This is a genomic window from Denitrobacterium detoxificans, assembly GCF_015062615.1.
Classification (GTDB): Bacteria; Actinomycetota; Coriobacteriia; order Coriobacteriales; family Eggerthellaceae; genus Denitrobacterium; species Denitrobacterium detoxificans_A.
This window is the reverse complement of sequence record NZ_SUUH01000005.1, coordinates 108,441-131,447: the sequence shown is the minus strand read 5'-3', so window position 1 is coordinate 131,447 and position 23,007 is coordinate 108,441. Positions and strand designations below refer to the sequence as shown.

The window sequence follows — 23,007 nt, the reverse complement described above, 5'->3', positions numbered from 1 at the left end:
TTCACAGAATTCCTAGAAACCGTACTTTATCAGGGGAAATGATATCGTCCCGCTTTCATACTATACGAATCCGACAGAATCGCCTTCCCCAATCGCGGTAACAGGGAGGCAAGAAGCGTATCGAGCACCGAATGCAGTTCGCGAAGGTCGCACCCACGCTTCTTAATGCGCTTAACGTCTTTCTTGAATTGAGTGGTAACGACCAGCCTAAGAGACATTGCTACACCTAGTCATCGAGCTCAAGCGCTGAAAACATCTCGTCGACCGACGAGAACGACTCGCCGCGCGCCTTGCCACTCATAATGTCGCGCGATTCCTGAATAGCCGCTTCGGTTTCAGCGTTATAGCGAGGCTGACGCACGTCGAACGGAAGACCGCCTTCCATGACGGACTTATGCAAAAAGATGTTAATGGCCTCGGTAAGCGTCATGCCAAGGCTCGAAAACACCGATTCGGCGTTGGCCTTCACTTCGGGGTTTACGCGCATATTGATTGTCGCAGACTTAGCCATAATGCAACTCCTTTTGTAATGGCAATGCATATACATTGTATCACCCTAGATATACATAGAGCAACACGCCAGTAGCAGGGCGTAAGCGAAGCGAAGCTTCACGCAAATCCGCGCCCAACCCCGAACAGCGCCAGTAAAAGCATGAATCAACGAGCGCACGAGTCCGGCGCACCCACCCGTAAACAAAAGAGGAACGCGAGGGAAAACCTCACGTTCCTCTATGGCTCCAGCAACACGCGCCGGACGAGCAGCGGAGCGGGTGCCCCGCCGGGTTATGCGCCCCGCCGCCCGGGACGACTCGCAGGTCAAGGGTTAGATGCTGAAGAGCCCGAACTGGGCGCCTACGTAAGCGACCAGAATGATGACGAGCAGAACGGGACTGACATATTTGATCATGATAGTCCAGACGCCCTCGAGGCGGAACCTGCTCGAACGCTTCACTTCTTCGACGATGACTTTCGGCTTTACGATCCAACCAACGAAAATCACGGTCAAAAGGGCCACGATGGGCATAAGTACCGAGTTGGAAATGAAGTCGAACAAGTCGAGCAATGTGCTGCCCTCGCCCAGCGGTTCCAGGAAGGAAAGGCCGTTATAGCCCAGGTTCACAAACATGCCGGCGAGAACAACAACCAGAATAGTGACGATCAGCGACTTACGACGCGTCCAACCCGTGCCGTCGGCAACGATGGAAACGCAAGCTTCGGCTAGGGAGATGGCACTCGTAAGCGCGGCAAACAACACCAACACGAAGAAGGCAAACCCAATAACAGGGGCAATGCCGCCCATCTGCTCGAACACGGTAGGCAGCGTGATGAACATGAGGGAAGGACCGCTCTTTGCGGCAACGGCTTCCGCGGAACCCATGGCGATAAAAGCCGCGGGCACGATCATAAGACCAGCAAGGATAGACACGACCAGGTCGGTACCGCCAATCCAGGGAACGCTACGCGTAAGGCTTTCCTTCTTATCCAGATAGGAACCATAGGTGACCATAATGCCCATGGCCAGCGAGAGGCTGTAGAACATCTGGCCAAGCGCGCCAATAAGCAGCTCGGGCGAGAACTTGCTGAAATCGGGCAGCAAATAATACACCAGACCGTCGGTAGCACCAGGCCAGGTAAGCACGTAGATGGCAATGGCCAATGCCGCTACCAGCAGCAGGGGCATCATGACGAGATTCGCCTTTTCGATACCACCCTTCACGCCCAGCGAAACGATGAGGAACACCACCACCATGAACAGCAACATGAACATAAAGCTACTGTCGGGGCTGGTGATGAAGTTCACGAAGAAGGTGCCACCATCGGCGATTTCGGCAGGAGAATTCACCAGGTAGCTAGTAGCGTACTTAGCAACCCAACCGCCAATGATGCAATAGTACGGCGTAATGATAAACGGCACGGCAGCAGCAAGTATGCCGATAAACGAATACTTTTTGCCGAACGAACTGTATGCGCCAATAACCGACTGCCCTGTCTTGCGACCAAGAGCAATTTCGAGCAGAAGCATGGAAACGCCGAACGTGAAGACAAGTACGACGTAAGTAAGAATGAACATGCCTCCGCCATACTTAGCTGCCAGGTACGGGAAGCGCCACATGTTTCCCAAGCCCACGGCACTTGCGGCGGCAGCGAGGATAAACATCCATTTACCCGACCAAGACGAGCGCTCCTTCGCGTTCTGCACCATACAAAATCCTTTCCTATGTAAGCATCCCGTTATTATAAACAGAGTAATGCGTCTACGCCGATGCGATTCCTTTCCGCGGCGAATTAATAAAGCCGAAATACACATAACAAGGTACCCGCGCGTAATATGCAGTTTTACCCCGTTTTAACCACTCGTGAACGCGAGCGCGGTACCATATCGCACAGCAATCGAATCGAAGGAGTTCTGCCTATGTGCGGCATCTGCGGTTTTACCGGCGCAAACAAGCGTACCGATAGCACCGAAACCCTAAAGGCCATGTGCGACATCATGGCGCATCGCGGCCCCGACGGCGAAGGCCAGTACATCGACGGGAACATCGCACTTGGTCACCGCCGCCTTTCGCTTATCGACTTGGCGGGCGGCAACCAGCCCATGGTGCGTTCCACCGGCCAGCACGAAGCCACTATCACCTCCCCCGCACGCCAGCTCGACGGCACGCCGTGCGGTTCCGAAGAGGACATGCTGGCCACGGGCGATTTCGCCATCGTGTTCAACGGCGAAATCTACAACTACCGCGATCTGCGTGCCGAACTTGAAGCCGACGGCTGGATGTTCCGCACCAATTCCGACACCGAAGTTCTGCTGACCAGCTATCTGGCCTGGGGCAAAGACTCCCTCACGCGCCTGCGCGGCATGTTCGCATTCGCCATCTGGAATCGCGCCGCCGGCGAGCTTTTCTGCGCGCGCGACTACTTCGGCATCAAGCCCTTTTACTACACGCAGCAACAGGGCCAGTTCATTTTCGCATCGGAAATCAAGTGCATCCTGGAGCACCCCGCTTACGAGCGCCAGCTGAACGAAGAGGCGTTGGCACAGTACCTGTGCTTCCAGTTCAGCGCCCTAGACGAAACGTTCTTCAAGGGCATCTTCAAGCTGCCGCAGGGCCACTGCCTCACCGTTCGCGCGAATGGCGAAGTAGAGGTCGAGCGCTGGTGGCACCCCACGTACAACTTCGACGAAAGTCGCAGCGAGGCCGACACGGTGGAAGCCATCCACGAGGCCATGCGCGAAAGCGTGCGCTACCACAACGTCGCCGACGTGGAAGTGGGCTCGTTCCTTTCCTCGGGCATCGACTCGAGCTACATGGCTGCGCTGCTGGCCAAGGAAAACCCTGACATCCATACGTTCACCGTTGGCTTCGCCGAGTACGAGGGCGAGCGCGACGAGATCTCGTGGGCCAGCGAATTGGCCGATGAGCTGCACATTGCCAACGACCGCAAGCACATCACCGAGGAAGAGTACTGGGCCAGCCTACCGCGCGTGCAGTGGCACATGGACGAGCCCTCCGCCGACCCCAGCGCCGTAGCCCTGTACTTCGTGGACCAGATTGCCGCCAAGAAGGTAAAGGCAGTCCTTTCAGGCGAAGGCGCCGACGAGTTCTTTGGCGGATACCGCGTGTACGAAACGCCGTGCGCCAACGCGCGTTTGTCCTGGTGCCCCAAACCGCTGCTGCGCGCTGGCGCCGCCGTGCTGGGCAAGCTGGGCATTCGCGGAGCCAACTACCTGCGCCGCGCCAGCGAAAGCGTAGAGGACTGGTATTACACGAACGCAAACGGCGTCGCGTTTTCCCAGGCCGAACGCGCGAAGCTGCTGAAGCACCTGCCCGAGGGCCTTCCCACGCCGCAGCAAGTGGTGGCCAAGGCCTACTCCGAAGTCGCCAACATGGACGAAACCACGCGCATGCAGTACGTGGACACGCAGTTCTGGCTGGTAGGCGACATTCTGCTGAAGACCGACAAGATGGCTATGGCGCATTCGCTGGAAAGCCGCGTGCCATTCCTGGACACGCAGGTATTTGGCGTCTCCGCCACCATCCCCACACGCCTGAAGGTAAGCAACGAGCAGAGCAAGCTCACGCTGCGCCAGGCCGCCGAGCGCGCCATCCCGCAGGCATGGGCGCAGAAGCAGAAGCTTGGCTTCCCCGTTCCCGTGGTGGGCTGGCTGCGTCAGGACACCTACTACAACCAGGTGAAGGAATGGTTCACCGGTCCCGAAGCGCAGCAGTTCTTCAACACCGACGAGCTTGTGCGCTTGCTCGACGAGCACAAGGCCGGAACGCGCGACAACACGCGCAAGATCTGGATTATCTTCATGTTCCTCATGTGGTACCGCATCTACTTCGTTGACCGCACGGTACCCGAAAAGGTTGTTGCGTAACGCAACGGCGCTCTTCTGACTTGCAGGCCTCGCTTCCCCTGGGAGCGGGGCCTTTTCATGGAAGGCGTTGGGCTATGCGGCACCCACCGCGTACCAGGCAATCTTTTCGTCGCGCCAACCGAGGCGTACGAGATTTTTGTGTTCGGAGGCGCTTGCCGTGAAGTTGTGGGCACCCGACTTGGCATTCGGATTGTATTCACGCAGGATGGTCACCGCCTGAGCATCGTCGGAGTACCAACCAATGCCCTCGTAGTTCCAACCCACGCTCACCAGGTGGTCGCGCTCGTCTTCGCTCGTGGTGTAGTGATGGTCCCCCGCATTTGGGTTATAGAGGCGATAGACCGGCGTGGAGCTTTCCTTCGGAGCCACCCATCCAATACCCTCGTACACCCATCCGGCTTTCGCCACCGTATTGCGCTCGCTTTCGCTTGCCGTATAGAAATGTTCGCCCGAATTCGGGTTATACAGTCGATACATGCAGTTGGTAGTACTGGAATCGTAGTCATTCGCCCAAGATTGAGCATCATAACCGTAGTATTCCATGACGCCAATAGCATCGGCATACCCTAGCTTCTTCAGCCACGACTTCTGCTGCAGAAGCGGCCCGTCTTCGGGGCTATCTACGTACATATGCTCCACGAGCACGGATGGCAAATTGTTCTTACGCGGGATACGCAGCATGCCGTAGTAGTCGGTCAACGATCCGTCGGGGTAGTAATCGCCACTCGACAGGCGAATCTTCAAGCCGTTGTACGCGGGATCTTGCGGATGCACGCCCGCAGCCTGCAACTGGGCGGCAATCTCCTCGGCAATGGCGCGTGAAGGCGTCGCCGTACGGGAAAGCCTGTATCCGCTTTCCACGTACTGGTGATACACCTGATAGCCCGAAGCCCCTATCGTGTCTTCACTCTGGGCGTTGTTGTGCAGGCAAATGATTACGTCGGCCCCCGCCGCCACGGCACGTGCCGTACGCTCGTTCAGGGAAACCGTCTCGTTCTTGCCACGCGTAAGCACCACGCGCACATTCGGATACTGCACGAGCTTTTCCTTGCAGTATTGGGCGATTTCCCAGTTCACGTCCTTTTCCACGACGTACGACACCGCGCCATTTTCGCTGCCGCCATGGCCAGGGTCGAGCGCCACGATAAGCGTACGATCGTTACCATACGAAGTAGGAATAGATTGGATGGCAAGGGAAAGCCCGTCGTCGCCCTCGTCGACAAGAGAAACGTCTTCGCCGTCGGAGGAGTAGGCGTCTTCGGGAGCATATTGCTCAGCCGCGAACGCCACATGCGGCTCGAAGGCAAGCGCAATCGCGAACGAACAGGCCAAACACAATGCCGCAGCTCCGACGAAACGTACAAAACGACCCCATACACGCATACTTCCCCCAACCTATGCAGTTCACCGCTCCGAATATACCACTTTCCCAATACACCTCTCGCATGCAGAAGGATGAGCAAGGGGCATCACCCCGCGCCAGGCGCGGCCCCGGGATGGCTCCCCTCGACCCGCGAGGCGGGCGGCGGGGCGCATGGCCCATCGGGGGCACTCTGAAAGCAAAATTTAAAAGGCCCAGCTCAGCTGGGCCCGAATTCTCGCCAAGGGCGAGAATTCCAAGTAAGCGCATGAAGCAGCGCAGCGCATGAGCGACGTCTTTCGCCCCGTTGAGGGGGCGAAAGACAAGCGAACAGCGGAGCGGTGCCCCGATGGGCCATGCGCCCCGCCGACCGCTCCCCGGGATGGGAAAGCCCAGCCCGAGAGGGTTAACCTGCAGCTACGCCATACCAGGCAGTGCCCTCGTCGTGCCAGCCCAGATTCACGAGGTTCTTGTGCTCCTCGAGGCTGGTGGTGTAGTTGTGGGAGCCCGACTGGGCGTTGGGGTTGTACTCGCGGTAGAGCTTGACGGTCTGGGCGTCGTCGGAGTACCAGCCGATGCCCTCGTAGCTCCAGCCGAGCGAGACCAGCCAGTCGCGCTCCTCGGCGCTCGTGGTGTAGTGGTGGTCGCCGCCGTTGGGGTTGTACAGGCGGTAGACCGGCGTGTCGCTCGTCTCGGGGGCTACCCAGCCGGTGCCCTCGTACTGCCAGCCAAGAGCTACCAGGCCATCGCGCTCCTCGTCGCTGGCCGTGTAGAAGTGCTCGCCGCCGTTGGGGTTGTACAGGCGGTTCATGGCAACGGTCGCCACTTCGGGAGTGGGGTCATCACTACTAGGTTCTTCGGGCTGATCCGGGTCATCCACCTCGGAGCTCGGTTCGCTCAGCACGGTTACCTGCGAGGCGTCAATCGAGGCGTATACAGTCGTAGTCGAAGGATTGAAATTTCCCACCTGCACTACCACAGAAAGAGGAATGGCACGCAACACCGATGCCACATGCAAGGTATAGGTGTGCGTGGCATCGTCGTTTACCGAAACATCGGCAACAAGACCCTCGCTGCCATAGGAAACGGAAGTCACGATTGCATCGTTTTCAGCCGTGGTCGTCAGCTGAACGTTATACGTATCTCCAGAACGTTCGATAACGACGGTGTCCTGAAAATAGCGACCCTCAAACGTCTTGAGGTTGCCCTGCAGCAACGTAAGCGGTGCCCTGTACGAACCACCGTCCTTGAAGGAATACGCCGACGCCCCCGTATAAGAATCCACCGCAGCAGCAAGATTCGATGTCTGCATGTTGACCTGCGCCTGCGTTGCTTCGGCATCGTCGTAGACGCTCTGAGCGTCTGCAATGGCCGCAGCGAGCACATCGTAGTCAATGCTCCCATCGTCGCTCACCGCTTGCGCAGCGGCAATTTGCTGTGCAAGCGCCGACCTATCGACTTCGACTTCTTCCTCGGCAGGGCCATAGGCAGCGTCAAACGCATCCCAATCAATCTTCATCGCGACGAGCTTGCCGCCCATCTGGGAGAACGTGGCATACATGCACACATAGCCCTCGGAAACGGACTGCGCATTAAGGGGCATTCCCACCTTCGTTACGTAGTTGACGCCGTCAACGGTAACGTACTCGTACTCGTCCACGCGAGAGGGGCTACCCAGAGCGGTCATGGCCCCACCTGAAAGCGTATAGCCGTCGGGATAGTAGCTCATCTTGCTGACATACGCAGCATACGATGCCCCAAACGCCTGCACGGACGCGCCCTGGTCGAGCGTAAAGCGCAAATAATAGCTTCCATTCGTTACTTTGAGCGTCGCGTCCTTGGCAAGAACTACCCCCGCCATGGATTCACTGTCCACAGCGCTGGCCTGGTTCAACGAAACGGATACGTCATATGAACCATCAGGTAAATTCGAGCGATCGTACGCAGCGCCCGACCCCGCCTCTTCAGCATGCGCAGAAATAGGCAACGCGCACATAAAAACGCACGCGCATGCAACGGCAGCGCACATCGCCAACAACATGCGAAACGCTGTTTTCACTTTCGATTTCATCCTTCCCCTTTCTTTATCGGAAACAAAACAGAGGGAAACGGGAGCAGTGTCCCGTTTCCCTCGCATCTAAAAACGATCGACTACAGGCCGAACCAGGCCGTGCCCTCGTCTTGCCAGCCAATAGAGACAAGATACTCATGCTCCTCGAGGCTGGTGGTGTAGTTGTGCGAGCCCGACTGGGCGTTGGGGTTGTACTCGCGGTAGAGCTTTACCGTCTGGGCGTCGTCGGAGTACCATCCGATGCCCTCATACTGCCAGCCAAGTGCGACCAGGCCATCGCGCTCCTCGGCGCTCGTGGTGTAGTGATGGTCGCCGCCGTTGGGGTTGTACAGGCGGTAGACCGGCGTGTCGCTCGTCTCGGGAGCCACCCAGCCGGTGCCCTCGTACTGCCAGCCAAGAGCTACCAGGCCATCGCGCTCCTCGTCGCTGGCCGTGTAGAAGTGCTCGCCGGAGTTGGGGTTGTACAGGCGGTTCATGGCAACGGTGGCAGCCGAAGAAAAAATGGTGACCTCGCATTTCGACGATTCAACCGAAGCCGCATTGGCAAGGAGCCCCACGACATTCGTTACGACCACGCTGTACTCATGCGTTCCCTCTTCGGAAGCGGGAACCAGATAGCTCGACGAGCAGGCGCCATCGATGGCAACGCCATCCTCGTACCACTGATACATGAGTGTGCCCCCATCGGGCGAATTCGCAGCGACCGAAAGCAGACCACCCTGCCCCACTGCGTACGCAGCCGCAGCGGGAAGATCGGTCTGGATGACCGGAGCAGAAGCCTGCGCAAGTACATCCACCGTAGCAACCGTGCTCTTCGAGGTGGCGGAAAGGCCATCGTGCGAGGCAGTCGCCACGCAATAGTACTCATGAGACCCAACCGTTGCGGCTTCGACGGTATAGCTCGAAGAATTCGCGCCCGCAATGGCAACGCCATCTTCGTACCACTGGTAGGAGATCTGCGGGGCATTCGAAGAAGCAGCCGAAAGAGAGTCGGCCTCTACGTGCAGAGTCACATCCGCACCACCCTGAACGATTTCTACGGGCAACGCACTCAGATCGGTAGAGAACACCGGTTCGTCAAGCTCGCCTACCGCAGCAGAAGCAACAAGGTAGGTTGCATCGCGGACATCGGCGCGGAGAATGGTTCCATCTGCGGGAACCTTCCAGTCGATGGTATCGTCGCTACTCCAGTCCTGAAGCACCGTCTCGCTACCGTCTGCATTTTCCTGCACGAATCGATAGCTTACGGCACCTTCCACGCCACCGGCAGACTCCGCCTGAACGGAGACCACGGCGCCACCATCGACAACGCCAGTAATGGACAGCGAAGCAGTGAGACCCTCGTACTCCTTCAGCTGGGTTGCGGGGTCGGCACCGATTGCCTCTAGTGCGGCCTTGGCGGTCTCGTAACCGGCGGAACCCGCGGGAGCATACACCATGATTGCAGAAGCGTCCGCAGAACCAAGATTCAATCGAGCCGTATCCTCGGCCACGACCAGCGTGTTCGGCGCACCCGACAGAGAGAAGTCAAGATTGGTCATGCCGGAGCCGAAGTAAGCAGTCTGGCCCGACGAACCCTTCGTGTCAGAATACTTGCCGTTATTGCCGCCACGAACGATGAGGTGGTTCGGCGTGGTGCCATCATTGGAGCTGTCATCGGCATAGAAGCTCTGGCGGAACGCGTTCTGCTCGATTTCGACGATATTGTCACCGAACTCCAGCACGTCAAAACCGCCAACGTTGTAGTACATGCCGCCAGAATTGCAATCGGCGAACGCATTGCTCTTCACGTACTTCAGGCTTTCGGGCAAGGTCACACTCGAAAGGCTCGTATCCTCGAAGGCAAACGACTCGATTGTCTCTACGCCCTCGGGCACCTCATAGCTACCCGTACGACCTGCGGGGTAATACACCAACGACGTTGCGTCCTTGTTAAACACCACCCCATCGATACCGGTGTAGTACAAAGCGTCGGCGGGCACATTAACACGCTGCACGTTGGGGCACCAGCTGAAGCTGTTTGCAAAATCGCCGTCAGCCAAGTTGCGGCCCAGCGTCACTTCGGTCAGGTACGTATTGTCGATAAAGATGCCGTCGTCGATGGTGAGCAAGCTATCGGGGAACGTCATGGACGTAATCGAAAGCTGATTGAAGGCACCTGTGCCAATCGACTCCAGACCCTCGGTAAGATCCAGGTTCTGAATGAAGCGATCGAGCGCAAACGCACTGCATTCCAAGCGCTTCAAGCTCGCGGGGAGCACGATATCGTCCTCCAGGTACGTACCCGCAAACGCGGAATCGCCTATCGTCTGCAAATGGGACGGAATGCCAGTCGTAGCCGCACCCACAGCCGTATCGGTCAGGTAAATATGCGAGAAGAACAGGCAGTTGCTGAATGCCGAAGCCCCAATAGACGTCACGTTATCACTCATGGTGACCGTCTCAATCGACGAGTTGCGGAAGGCGTTGGCGGGAACTACGGTAAGAGAGCTCGGCAGGGTGACGTTGCCCAAATTCGTACAATTCTCGAACGCCGCCTCCCCAAGCGAAACAACCGAAGAAGGCAGAACGACATCCCCCTTGGCACCCGCTTCGCTAAAGGCATGGTCGCCAATTGAGACAAGCTGGCTTGCATGCTCGCTCGTGTCCTCGAACGTAAAGTTCTTCGACGAACCAGAGCGCGACCAGCCACCATTCGAGGTATCTACTATCAGAGCAAATGCATACGATCCGATGCTGCGAACGCTCGCGGGAATCATTACGTCGGTCACAGCAGTATTGCCATAGAAGGCCTTATCGGCAATGGCGGTAACGTCGTTGGGAATCTCAATCGAGCTATTCGTGCCCACATATCCCGTAAGGGTATGGTTCTCGTCGATGACGAAATCGTCGTAGTCGGACGTACGCATGCGCACCATGGCAGTGGCTCGGTACGTCTTGTCGCCATCAACCACCGTGGCTACAAGCGTCACGTCGCCAACTTGATAATCGGCGCTCACCGCTGCCTGTAGGCTATCGGAGGCGTCAACCTGCACGGTTGCCACTTGATCGGTGCCCTCGAGCGTCCATTCGACCGTCTTTCCTGCAAGATTGCCCGAAAGCAACGCAGTGACATTAGACGCATTAGCATCGCCCTTCACCAGATTAACCGTCTGGGCAGACAGGGCAATTCCTGCTTCGTCGCTTACGTCGGCAACCGTAACGGAAGCGGTAGCTGTGAGGCTGGGATTGTCGGCAACGGAAACGGTAATCGACGTCGTGCCTGCGGCAACGCCAGTAATAACGCCCTCACTATTCACCGTGCAGACGCTAGGATCACCGCTCGACCACACGAGAGAAGTCTGTGTCGTATCAACGGGGGCAAGCGTGGCGCTTGCGCTAATCGACTGACCAGGTGCAACCGAATACGCATCACTTGAAAGCGAAATCTTGGTTGCGGCAACGGGATTAATGACGGCCGTCTGCGCACTGCTGCAGTTTAGGCCGTAATCCCATGCGCGCAGCTGAACCGTGTTGGTAATGGTAGAAACATCGCCCCAGGCATTCTTCACGTCGTCGATAGAAATGGCAAACGTATACGTGTGCGTGCCATCAGCATTATCAACCACGCTCACCGCATCATCACCATACACACGGTAAAAGCCCGAGCACGGCGTAATATCGGAGACATCATTCTTGAACAGGTCGATGCTTGCAATAAAGGTCGCATCGGTCACCTGCACGTCGATTTCAGGACCATTGTCGCCGTCGGCATTGTACGTAACGCTATCCACCGTCGGCGCGGTAGTGTCGTAATATACGGTGAACTCGGCCGACTGCTCCTCGCTGGTGGGACCCGACGTCTTTGCCGTCTCCGTAAGGGTATATGCGCCCTCGCCCGCAGTAGGAACGAATCGGGCGTAGTCGCTGCGAACCGCTTCCACGAGGGCATAACCCCCTGAAGCGCAGTACGTCTTCGAAACGTAGCTCAGCTCATACGAGCCATCGTCTTCGCCATTCGGGCCTGTAAGACTATACGTAATGGAATCCACGTTACGAAGCAGGCTTGTTTGGGTAAGAATGCCACGATTGGCACCATAGAACGCAGAATCGGAGATGACCATCTTGCTCGCATCTACCGTAGCGAAGTTGTACGCACCGTCCTTCAGAGGGTTCTGACCAAGGTAGCGGCCGGTAACGGCATCGCACAGCGCATTGGGATACATATGCACCGAATTGACGCTGGTCGCGTCGAACACGGAGGCATCGCTCCAGTCGCCGTAGAAACCCAGAAACGGAACCGACAGGTCCACGCCACCATCGGATGCTTCCAACATGGCATAGCCATCCACGAACGTGCCATTGGGCGTGTTTTCCGCGGCCCACGTAGTGAAAGCCTCTTCGCATGTGATGGTAACGATATAGCTCGCCGTGCCGTTTGCGGGAACGGTGACCGTGCCATTGTTATACGCATCGCCACCATACGTGACGCTAATGCCACTGTTCGTCCAGTTGGCTGAGCTCAGCTGGAAAAAGCCATCCTGCACCTTTTCGGAAAGGGCAGCTGCATTCGCGGTATACGTATGCTCGGTAGAGCCCAGATTATGCAGCGTCACGGTAAACGACCAGGAACCCGTGCCGCTTTCGCCCAGTTCGGCTTTCGGGCGCGAAGCGTCCTCGGCACCCTCCACCGTGAGATACACGTCACTCGTAGTGGCAGCCACCGTATTCACCTGACCCGCACCCGTATGACGCGGAGAGTAATACGAACTTTGATCGCTCGTATCAACCATGGGAGTTGCCGTGCTCATGAGCAGCTGCGTTACTACATCCGCCTTCTCGTCATCGGACATGCCGGCAAACTTGGAATCACCGTCAATGTACTCATGCACCTGGGCGGCAATGCCAGAAATCTGGGGAGTGGCCATGCTCGTTCCGCTCATGTACTCGTATTGATTGTTCAGAACGGAGGAATAGACGTTTCCACCAGGAGCCGTAATTTCGGGCTTGAGCTTCAAGTCGGACGTAACGCCCCAGCTCGACCAGGAATTTACGGGGTAAATAGTTGAAGCATCATCGTTTGAGGACGCCGCAGCCGACACGGAAATCGAACGGTCGGAAGCGCTTATGGCAGCAAGAGCAGCGCCATCCGCAGAAGAGACAAAGGCGACAGGGAAATCGACGGGAACGTCAGCATAATAGCTGTCACCCCAATCGTTATCGTCGGTGCTGCCAATACGAACGGCGGAACAGTCTTCCAGGGCGGGGTCGTAAATGATTGCGCCAATGGCACCCCTTTCGGCGGCCGCCGCAATCGCACGAGCATACGAAACCGTGCTATAGCCCGTAGGATTCTGATGCCCCACGATCAAAGCAACTTTGCCATCGAGGGTTGCCCCAGAAGCCTCGAAATCAACCTCGCCAAAATCCTGACGAGCACCCGTACCCACGTACACTACCGAACAATCGCCGCCCGCCAGACTCGAAAACGGTGTAACGCGCGCAAGCCCATCAGGGTCGAGGGCGTCATAGTACGATACCTCTGAACCCGCCGACGTCACAAACGTATTACCAGCGGAAGCATCCGCGCTCTCCGATACTTCTGCACTCACGCCCGCGGTAGCTTCACTTGCCACTGCAAAGGCACCAGAGATGGTTGCCGGGTTGGACACGATGCTGTCATCGGGGTCGGAAGCGTAAGGGAGATTGCTTCCCGACGTGTTGCCATACGCGGAAGAATACGAATTACCTGCGGCAACGTTCACCGTGGCACCCGTAGCCTCAAGCGCGTTGATGGCGTTGGCATACGTAGGCGAACCCTCATCGGAAAAACCCGCATCCGAGCCAATAGAAATGTTCACCGAATCAGCACCGAGCGTGGCAGCATCGTCGATGGCAGCCAAAAGCGAGCTGTCGGAAATGCCTCCCGTGCTATCGCTTGCAACTTTCATGATGGCCAGCTGGGCATCGGGCGCATTGCCTCGAATGGTCGTACCGCCATTGGCAGCGGCAATGCCCGCAACATGCGTACCGTGCTCCAAGCCGTCAATAGACGGGTTCACATCGGTATCGCCATCCGCATAGTCATAGGCGAAAACGATCTTCTCGCTTACGTAGATGCCATTGCCGCCCGAAGAGAGCGTCGAAGCAGCTTGCTGCGCCGCGCTCTGCGTAAAGCGAACCGTTTCATCTGCGATATCACCAGAAAACGCTTCATGATCCGTGTCGATGCCCGTATCGATAATGGCGATAAGCTGCCCGGCACCCGTATAGGAGACATCATCGGCACCCGTAATATCGAGCGCAGGCTGATTCATGAGGCTCGAATCATTCGCATCCGTTGCTTCGGTTTCCGCCTCTTGAGAAACGGGAACATCGTAGACAGACTCTACGAACGCATTAGCGACGCCATCCATATTCTTGATGTCATCGACGATAGACGAGGGCGCGGAAATGGCAAAACCGTCGATAGCCGTGTAGTAATCGGCAACGGTTTCCATGGAACCGCCGTTTTCGTCAACGGCTTCCTGCACGCTCATGAGCGAAAGGCCCGCATCGCCTTCGCCCTCAGACTCCTCCGAGGAGGCTTCTTCTTGGGCCTCGGCAACAGCAGTATCAGCCAAAGCCTGGATTTGGCTCTTCACGCGATCGTGACGGGAAGAATCGGAGTTATCCGACAAGATTCCCATTAGGTTAAACAGAGAAGGCGCTTCTTCGCCCGCGCCATCCTCCAGTTCGACGATGATGGTACTAAACTGGAGTCCACCATCATCCGAACCAGATGCGTCATCCACCCCACCAGACGACCCACTGTCACTTGAATCAACATTCGCCTCACAAGAGGCATTCTGCACGCTATCCCCTCCGCTCGCCGATACGGGTGCAATCGTATCGGCGAACGCAGCCGTCTGCGGGACCATCAGCGTGCACACCATAACCGCTGACAACGCGCCCCTCAGGCAGCCCTTTACGCTACCTTCCATAAACACTTCCTTTCCTTATGCGTTACTTTGTTGTTAACCAAGTGCAACATTTCTAGCATAAGTTAGGTAAGGCTTACTTTTCGTTCTTTATTGACCTGGCCTATCTCCTGACTACTTCACGAGGTTTCCATAGAAGAATGGCGTTCATCGCGTCCTTTCGGGCTATTCCCCATAGCGATTTGGAGCAGCCGCCATGTAACGAATTTCCACCCCTTGTTCACGCCGCCCCACTTCCACAAACGCAAAGCGCCCGTGCGGCGGAAAGCCAGCACGGGCGCGAAAGGTTATACGATAACGGCTAGGAAAGGCGATTCGTATCTACCGAGATGATATGACCTTCGGCATCTTCGTAGATGGCCAGCTTGCCATCGCGGGACGCATACAGCTGACGGAAGGTTGCGGGAGCATCATCGTCGCGATTCTGCTTGTCGCGCTTCTTGTCCTTTTCCTTCTTCATCTTCTTACCTTTCTTGCCCTTTTTCTTCTTCCCCTTCTTATCCTTGTCCTTCTTGCCCTTCTTCTTTTTCTTCTTGGGAGCCTCGTCGAAGGCATCGTAGTCAACGGGCGGGAACGAAGTGTCATAAGACAGGGTGGAGCCCTCTGCGATGAGGCGCTCGACCGCACGATTACGCAACTCAGCGGCCTTGCGCTCTGCCTCGTAATCGGCAGCAGCATGGCGATCGCGCTCGTACGAAGGATTCGAGGGGCGTTCAGTGCCCTGCTCGGGTTCGAATGCGGGCGCCGTTACGTAGACGAACGAAGGCATGTTTGCCGCACGCGGCTCGGTGCTGTCAAGGGCGCCCGCAGCTTCCTGTTCAGGGAAACCCGCATACCTGCGACGCTCGCGTTCCACGCTCTCGGCGACCTCTTCGGGCTTGGGAGATTCCTCTTCGGAAACGATGGACACCTCTTCACCCAGGGCATCGCTTGCAAGCGTTCCGTCGGGCGCAAATGCAGGTGCTGCCTGATCGGCGGAAATGGCAAACGACCCATCCTTGGGCTCGTACTCGGTAGCAACGGCCGCAGCAGCCTGCTGAGCAGCGCGCTCGGCCTCCTTCTTCGCCTCGGCTTCGCGCTCGGCGGCAAAGAGCGACTTCACGATCTCGTCGTCTTCGACAACCGGGGCTTCAGAAGCCGCAGCCTGAGAGGCAGGCTCGTCCTGGGCAACGGAAACGACATTATCTTCGTTGAGCTGCGGACGCGGAAGCGGTTCGGAGATGCTTCGCGCAAAGACGCCTGCAGCCGCAGACGCCGCAGCAATTGACGACGATGCGGAATCGGCCTGCTGCACAGGCTCTTCCGTGGATTGGGCTTCTTCTTGCACCCGCCCAGTCGATGCAGAATCTGCAGCGAGCGACGAGGGCATAACGCGAGGCTCGGGCTCTGCGGGAGCCGGCTTTGCCGGCTGCTCCGTCGATACGGCAACTTGCTCCGCTTGAGCGGGCTCAGACGGAGCCTGTTCACCTGCACTACGTCCCAGCGCCTCGGCAACGGACTCCAATTGCAAACCCGACACCGATTCGAGCGCGATTGTCTTTTCGGCATGGGGAGCAACGGGCTCTTCCTGGGGTTCATCCGCAGGAGCGACGTTCAGCTGCTTCTTCAAGGCTTCGCCAAGCGATTCAAGCTCGACCATCTCGGACACCGAAAGGCCAATGGACTTTTCGGCCTCCAGGAAGGAAATCTCCGGCTCGGGCGTTTCCTGTTCGGCAGGCGCAGGAGCGGACGCCCCCAGCACTTCCTGAACCACCTGGTCGGGAATGGGCACCTCGGCCACCGGAACGTCCTGAATGGCCTCTTCAGCAGGAGCAGGCTCTACAGGCTTTTCGGAAAGCACCGAAGACAGCGAAGCCACTTCGGCAGAGCCCAACGACTCGAACTTAATCACGCGACCCGACGGAGCATGAGACTCGGCAGCGGGCGCGGGTTCGCTTGCCGCAGGCTGCTCGACAGCGGTCGCGACCGACTCGACTTCTGCAGGCACCTTGGCAGCAGGCTCGCTCGCCGCGGGGGCTTCGACCATGGGGCTCAACGCCTCAGCGGCCTTCGGAGCAGCATCAGGTGCTTCGGCCGCAGGGGCCTGGGGCGCCGCAAAGGGCTGCTCGGACTCCGCCGTAGGAACAAGGGTTTCCTGAACGGGAGCGCTCGGCTGGACGGCAGGCGCTTGTTCGCCGGAGGCCGCATCGGCCATGGCGCCGCGGAACACGAGAGGTTCCTGCGTCTGCACATGCTGGCCACGCGGAATGACAAACGGGCTCGTAGCATCGTCGTCGACGGGCGCATTGAAGAAACTATCGACCAATTCCTGGGCCTTGTCGTCGGAAGGAGCCCAATCGGGAAGCACGCCCTCGGAGTGCGCGGCAGACTGCGCCTCTTGCGGCGCAGATTGCTGCGCAGGCGCACTACCCTCGGAGGGCTGCTGCGCCACCGGCTCGGCCTCCGCAGGCTTTACGGCTTCCCCGGACTGATTCGCCACCGCGGCTTGCTGCGCAGGAACCTCTGCCTCTGCACCCTGCTGGGCAGACGCAACAGCCTGAACGGGAGACGCGGATTCCGCAGCGGCTTGAGCAGCCGCGGGCTGTTGCTCGGAAGCATCTGCGCTTGCGTCTTGTTTCTGCGGTTCAGCAGCCTCTTCAGCGGCAAGCGAAGGCTGCGGCGCGGGCTCTTCTGCCGCGGCTACAGGCTTGATTACCTCGGTCTGCCCCGCCACGGGCTCTTCCTGCGGATCGTCCGCATGGGCCACCTGAGCTCGATACGTAGAGCCAAGCGACTTGGCGGTTGCGGCCTGCGCCGCATACGTGGTGTCATGACCTTGCGCACGGCTCGACTGGGCCGCGTAGGTGCTTTCCGAAGGAACATTACGCGCAACGATGTGCTCGAGCTCGACGGCAAGATCAGCCAACTCGGCATTCGATGCCGGAGCGTGCTCAAGCTTCTGCGCAATGGAAGCCACGCGTTCCCACGAGGCCGCATCTACGGGTGCATCGCCCTGGGGAGCTGTGGACTGAGGCTGTTCCGGCTCCGCGGAAGCTTCGGCGGCAAGCGCCGAAGCAATACTGCCCACCACAGTTTCGCCAGGCGAAGCAAGGGGAATCACCTTCTCTCCCATGGGAACCACAACAGGCGACGTGGGTTGTACGGCATTGGCGGCTGCGGGCTGCGACGCTTGAGGAGCATCCACCGCAACGGGTTGACCACCCTGCGAGGCCGCGACCGCGGGTTGGGCCGCCTGTGCGGAAGCGGACGCAGGCACGGCTTCGACCGCTGCAGGCTGAGCCACCTGAGCGGGCTGATCCGCAACAGGCTGCGCCTGCGGCGCAGCAGCGGAAACCGGCGCCTGGGACACAGACGCAGCCGTTTCTGGCGCACTGGAATCTACGGTTTGTTGCGCGGTGGCTTGTTCCCCCGCCGACGCAGAGTTGCCATCCCCCCCATATACAACCACTGAACTGTTCGCGGAAACGACGGCACTTTCCACGACTTCGGACGCCTCTTTCGCGTCCTTCTTCTTACGCTTACGGAATAGCATAGGCGTTCCTTTGATATCTCTACCCTAGGTGCCTATTGTACCCCTCATATCCCACCTGCCAAAAGACCAAACCTTGAGCAGGAGCTTTTTCTCCGGCGGCATCGCGCGAGCGCGCTTCCAACACCTGGCCCACCCACGCGGGTTCGCGCAAACCGCGCCCCACGGCAACAAGCGTGCCAGCAATGGTGCGCACCATGGAATGCAAGAATGAACTGCCCACCACGCGAATGCAAACCAGATCCTGACCGGCAATCTGAACGGGAGCAACACTCAAGTCGAGCACGTTACGACACGTGGGCTTCCCCACCGCACTGGCAGCCAGGCAGAAGCTCTTGAAATCATGCTCGCCGATAAGGTACTGCGCAGCTTCGTTCATAGCCTGAATGTCGAGCGGCTCGCACCGCAAATGCCAGCAGAAATCGGCCATGACGAGCGGGGGCAGGGGCCCCACGGAAAGGTAGTAGCGATACTCGCGCCACTGCGCATCGAAGCGCGCCGAAAAGCCATCGGCCGCCTGCCACACATCGCGCACGCCCATATCTTCCGGCGTAAGCGCGTTCAGCGAACGCAGAAGAACGCGCGGGGTGCGCGTTTCAAGCTCTTCTTCCGAGACATCGTAGCTAATGACCTGGCCCAACGCATGCACGCCTGCATCGGTGCGGCCCGCGCACGTGGTGTCGACCGGACGACGATACAACACCTCGAGTGCGCGGTTGAGCTCACCCTGCACCGTGGCAAGGTCGCGGCCATTATGCGGCTTCTGCGTGGCGAATCCGTGGTAGCCCGCGCCGTTGTACTGCAGCAGCAGCGCCATGGTAGCCATTACGATGCAGCGCTCCAGACTTCGCGGCCGAACAGCGAATACAGCTCGCGGTACAAACCGCTATTGCGCGCGTCGACCGTGAGCGGCAATTCCGCGCGAAACTTCTGGCCGTTGTTCTGGCGCACAAACAGCACAGCGCCATCGCGACCGGGGTACTTCTTCAAAATCTGCGTGAGGAACTGCATGTTCTGCTGCGAGAAGTCGCTTTGCTGAATGGTGATGCCCAGCGTTTTCGGCGGTGCGTCCTCTTCGCTTTCGCCCAGGTCGAGCAAGGAGACCTCGAACGCCATAAGCTGGTTGCGGTCGCCGGCTTCGTACTTGCCCTTGATCTTCACGATGGCATCTTCGCGGATGGCGTCAGCATAGTCTTCGTACTTGAAGCAAACGCATTCCACGTGGCCCGTGGTGTCTTCCAGCGTGAACGTGGCCATGCGCGTGCCCTTCTTGGTGAGCTTCGTGGACGCGGCGGAAATCATGCCCACAAACGTGGAATTCTTGATGTCGCGCTCACGTTCAGCCAGATCGCCAATACGGAACTTGGAAAGCTTACGCAGCTTGCTCTCGTACGGACGCAGCGGATGGTCGCTTACGTAGATCTTCAGAATGTCCTTTTCGAACTTCAGCTTCGTGCGCTTGTCCCATTCGATGCCATCGGGCTCGGGTACTTCCTCGTGGAAACCCGAATCCTCGTCATCGGCAAACATGTCGAACATGGAAATCTGACCGGCATTGCGGTCCTTCTGACGACGCGCAGCGTTTTCCAGCAGCGGCGTATCGTCCAAAAAGTGCATGCACTGCTTGCGCGTGTAGCCCGTGCTATCGAACGCACCTGCCTTGATCAGGGCTTCGAGCGTCTTGCGGTTGTAGCTGCGCACATCCATGCGGCGCACAAAATCGTGCAGACTGGTGTACGCGCCACCCTTCTCGCGCTCGGCGATGATGTCCTCTACAACCTTTTCGCCTACGCCACGCACGCCAGCAAGGCCGAAGCGCACACCCTCGTCGACAGGGGTGAATTCCAGGTTCGACTCGTTGATGTCGGGCGGCAGCACCTTGATGCCACTGCCGTTGCAGCTGGCGATGTAATGAATGAGCTTGTCGTTGTTGCCCAGGTAACTGGAAAGCACGGCGGCCATGAATTCATTCGGGTAATGCGCCTTCAGGTATGCGGTACGCATAACCAGCACGGCGTAGCAAGCCGAGTGCGACTTGTTGAAGGCGTACTGTGCGAACTTCTCGGCGTCGGACCAGATCTTCTTCGAGACCTCCAACGAGTAGCCGTTTTCCACGGCGCCGTTGTTCCAGTCCTCTTCCAAGGCCTTCATGACCTCGAGCTTTTTCTTACCCATTGCCTTACGCAGCTTGTCGGCCTTACCCGCCGAGAAGCCACTCATAGCCATGGAGATCTGCATCAACTGTTCCTGGTACACGATGGTGCCGTACGTTTCCTCCAGAATGGGGCGCAGGCGATCGTCGTAGTACTTTACGGGCTTCTTGCCGCTTACGCGGTCGACGTAGTCGTCGACGAAGCCGTTCTGCAGAGGACCCGGGCGGTTCAGTGCAATCGATGCAACGATGTCGGAGAAGCGGCGCGGCTTCATGCGCGCGAACAGCGTAACGTACAGGTTGCCTTCCACCTGGAACAGGCCGTCCATGTTGCCGCCGCACATGAGCTTGAAGCTCTCGGGGTCATCCAGCGGAATCTTGCCGGGGTCGATTTCAATGCCATGGCGCTTCTTCACGTTGGCGCATGCACGACTGATCACGCCCAAAGTACGCAGGCCCAGGAAGTCCATCTTCAGTAGGCCCAGCTCGGGCGTGTAATGACCGTCGTACTGAGTGATGATGCCGCCACCCTTGGTGTCGCGCTTTACAGGCACGTGGTCGGAGAGCGGGTCGCGGCAAATGATGGTTGCACACGCATGCACGCCCTCGCCGCGTACCTGGCCCTCGATGGACTGGGCGGCTTCAATTACTGCCTGGCAATCAGGGTCGTGCTCGTACACATCCTTCAAGTCGGGGTTCGTATCGAGCGCCTGCTGAATGGTGATACCGATTTCGCCGCCGATGAGTTTGCAAATCTTGTCGCCCACGGCATACGGGTAGTCGAGTACGCGTGCGGCGTCACGCACGGCGTTTTTCGCCTGCAACTTACCGAACGTGATAACGCCTGAGATGTGGTCTTCGCCGTAGAACTCGCGCACGTGCTCGATAACGTCCTGGCGATGCTGATCGTCGAAGTCGACGTCGATATCGGGCATCTCGACACGTTCCACGGAAAGGAAACGTTCGAAGAGCAGGCCATACGGCAACGGGTCGAGGTCGGTAATGCCCATGGCATACGTAACAATGGAGCCCGCAGCGGAACCACGGCCCGGACCTACGCCGATGCCGTTGTTCTTGGCCCACATAATGTATTCCTGCACGATAAGGAAGTACGCGGGGAAGCCCTGCTGGATAATAACGCCGGCTTCATGCTCGTAACGCTCGATAACGTCGGGGCGCATCTTGCCGAGCTCTTCCATGTTGGTGGCCTTGCCTTCGCCGTAGCGATTGATCAGGCCCTTCTCGCATTCCTTGCGGAACCACGAGACTTCGGTTTCGCCTTCGGGCACGGGGAAGCGCGGCAGAATGGAGTCGCGCTCCAGCACGACGTTGCACTTTTCCGCCAGCTCGACGGTGTTATCGCATGCTTCGGGGAACTCGGCCATGGCGGCGCGCATTTCCTCTTCCGTCTTCATGTAGAACTGGTCGTTCGAGAAGCGCATGCGATCGACGTCGTCGACCTTGCTGCCTGTGCCGATGCAGAGCATGATGTCCTGCGCTTCGGCATCTTCGCGCGTAAGGTAGTGGAAGTCGTTCGTGGCAATGGTCTTCAGGCCCAGGTCACGCGCAATGCCGGCAAGCTGATGGTTCAATTCCGTCTGCGTTTTGCCGTGGTCGGTGGTAATGCCCTGGTTCTGCAGTTCGATGTAGAAGTCACCCGGTTCGAAGCACGCAGACAGCTTGCGAACCCATTCCACGGCGTCTTGGTACTGGTTCACATCGAGCAGACGCGGAACGATGCCTGCAATGCAGGCCGTAGTACCGATGATGCCCTTGCCGTACTTCTGCAGCATGGCATAGGTGGTACGCGGCTTGTAGTAGAAGTTGTCGACGTGCGATTCGCTGACCAGGTTCACCAGATTGTGGTAGCCCTCGTTGTTCTTGGCAAGCAACACCATGTGGTACAGCTTGGGCTTGCCTTCCTTCTTCAGTTCGTCGTCGGTGGTGAAATAGACTTCGCAGCCAAAGATGGGCTTAACCTTCTGGCCCGTTTCCTTTTCCAGGGCCATGCACGCGTCTTCGAGTTCAGGCACGCCACTCATAACGCCGTGGTCGGTAATGGCAACGGCTGGCATGCCCAGATCGGCCGCACGCTTGACCATGGCTTTTACCTTCGTGGCGCCGTCGAGCAGGGAATATTCCGTGTGATTGTGCAGGTGAACAAACGCCATAACCAAACCTCTTCGTTGCGTGCGTAGCTTCGTTTCTTGTTTCTCGTACGCCATTCTAGCAGCCGCCGCCCACGGGTGGGGAGCCGCTTTCAGGTTTCCACGCTATGTCGAGAAGCGCTGGTGCGACTCGCATGCGGAGGGCCGTAATCATCCGCGATTGCGAAATGAATTATCCCGATCGCACATCCGCCCGCGGTTGCCCCGCTGGGGTTCCGACTAGCGGGGACCATCCCGCAGCGCCACCCAATCGGGCATCCGCCCGCGGTTGCCCCGCTGGACACCCGCTCCGCTGCTCGCGTGGTTTCGGCCCCGCACGGGCCGAAACCTACGCTCGTGCGCTCGCTGGTTCATGCTTTTACTTGCGCTGCCTCGGTTGCCCTGATG

General features: G+C 58.3%; 9 protein-coding genes. 1 reads left to right on the top strand and 8 read right to left on the bottom strand.

What is annotated here, in order from left to right:
- Positions 1-226 precede the first annotated feature (226 nt).
- Positions 227-511 carry a type II toxin-antitoxin system RelB/DinJ family antitoxin gene (locus tag E7002_RS07400; protein WP_303728226.1) on the bottom strand — a complete coding sequence of 95 codons (285 nt, stop codon included), beginning with the start codon at positions 509-511 and terminating at the stop codon, positions 227-229.
- A 312-nt stretch (positions 512-823) separates the two neighbouring features.
- Complete coding sequence (locus tag E7002_RS07395) at positions 824-2,203, bottom strand: sodium-dependent transporter (protein WP_303728225.1); 1,380 nt, start codon at positions 2,201-2,203, stop codon at positions 824-826.
- 210 nt (positions 2,204-2,413) lie between these two features.
- Between E7002_RS07395 and asnB the strand changes: the two genes are divergently transcribed.
- Complete coding sequence (gene asnB / locus E7002_RS07390; RefSeq protein ID WP_303728224.1) at positions 2,414-4,381, top strand: asparagine synthase (glutamine-hydrolyzing); 1,968 nt, start codon at positions 2,414-2,416, stop codon at positions 4,379-4,381.
- A gap of 72 nt (positions 4,382-4,453) precedes the next feature.
- On the opposite strand, the gene E7002_RS07385 is transcribed toward asnB, so the two are convergent.
- From E7002_RS07385 to dnaE, 6 genes are all read right to left on the bottom strand, one after another.
- The gene (locus E7002_RS07385; RefSeq protein WP_303728222.1) at positions 4,454-5,713 is read right to left on the bottom strand and encodes an N-acetylmuramoyl-L-alanine amidase; all 1,260 of its coding nucleotides are present in this window, start codon (positions 5,711-5,713) and stop codon (positions 4,454-4,456) included.
- A gap of 434 nt (positions 5,714-6,147) precedes the next feature.
- Entirely contained in the window at positions 6,148-7,602 is a 1,455-nt protein-coding gene (locus tag E7002_RS07380) for a hypothetical protein (protein WP_303728221.1), read from the bottom strand.
- A gap of 290 nt (positions 7,603-7,892) precedes the next feature.
- Positions 7,893-14,774 (bottom strand): leucine-rich repeat protein, encoded by a 6,882-nt coding sequence (locus E7002_RS07375; protein ID WP_303728220.1) that lies wholly within the window; start codon positions 14,772-14,774, stop codon positions 7,893-7,895.
- 298 nt (positions 14,775-15,072) lie between these two features.
- Positions 15,073-18,303, bottom strand: coding sequence for a hypothetical protein (locus tag E7002_RS07370; RefSeq protein ID WP_303728219.1), 3,231 nt, complete (start codon positions 18,301-18,303; stop codon positions 15,073-15,075).
- A gap of 19 nt (positions 18,304-18,322) precedes the next feature.
- Complete coding sequence (gene truA, locus E7002_RS07365) at positions 18,323-19,126, bottom strand: tRNA pseudouridine(38-40) synthase TruA (RefSeq protein WP_303728217.1); 804 nt, start codon at positions 19,124-19,126, stop codon at positions 18,323-18,325.
- Positions 19,126-22,623, bottom strand: coding sequence for a DNA polymerase III subunit alpha (dnaE, locus tag E7002_RS07360; RefSeq protein ID WP_303728216.1), 3,498 nt, complete (start codon positions 22,621-22,623; stop codon positions 19,126-19,128). The genes truA and dnaE overlap by 1 nt, the downstream gene beginning before the upstream one ends.
- Positions 22,624-23,007: the final 384 nt, after the last annotated feature.

Bases quoted from the DNA above. Each gene is read 5' to 3' on its own strand.
- E7002_RS07400 (WP_303728226.1), bottom strand. From the start codon at position 511: ATGGCTAAGTCTGCGACAATCAATATGCGCGTAAACCCCGAAGTGAAG.
- E7002_RS07395 (WP_303728225.1), bottom strand. From the start codon at position 2,203: ATGGTGCAGAACGCGAAGGAGCGCTCGTCTTGGTCGGGTAAATGGATG.
- asnB (WP_303728224.1), top strand. From the start codon at position 2,414: ATGTGCGGCATCTGCGGTTTTACCGGCGCAAACAAGCGTACCGATAGC.
- E7002_RS07380 (WP_303728221.1), bottom strand. From the start codon at position 7,602: ATGGCGGGGGTAGTTCTTGCCAAGGACGCGACGCTCAAAGTAACGAAT.
- E7002_RS07375 (WP_303728220.1), bottom strand. From the start codon at position 14,774: ATGGAAGGTAGCGTAAAGGGCTGCCTGAGGGGCGCGTTGTCAGCGGTT.
- E7002_RS07370 (WP_303728219.1), bottom strand. From the start codon at position 18,303: ATGCTATTCCGTAAGCGTAAGAAGAAGGACGCGAAAGAGGCGTCCGAA.
- truA (WP_303728217.1), bottom strand. From the start codon at position 19,126: ATGGCTACCATGGCGCTGCTGCTGCAGTACAACGGCGCGGGCTACCAC.
- dnaE (WP_303728216.1), bottom strand. From the start codon at position 22,623: ATGGCGTTTGTTCACCTGCACAATCACACGGAATATTCCCTGCTCGAC.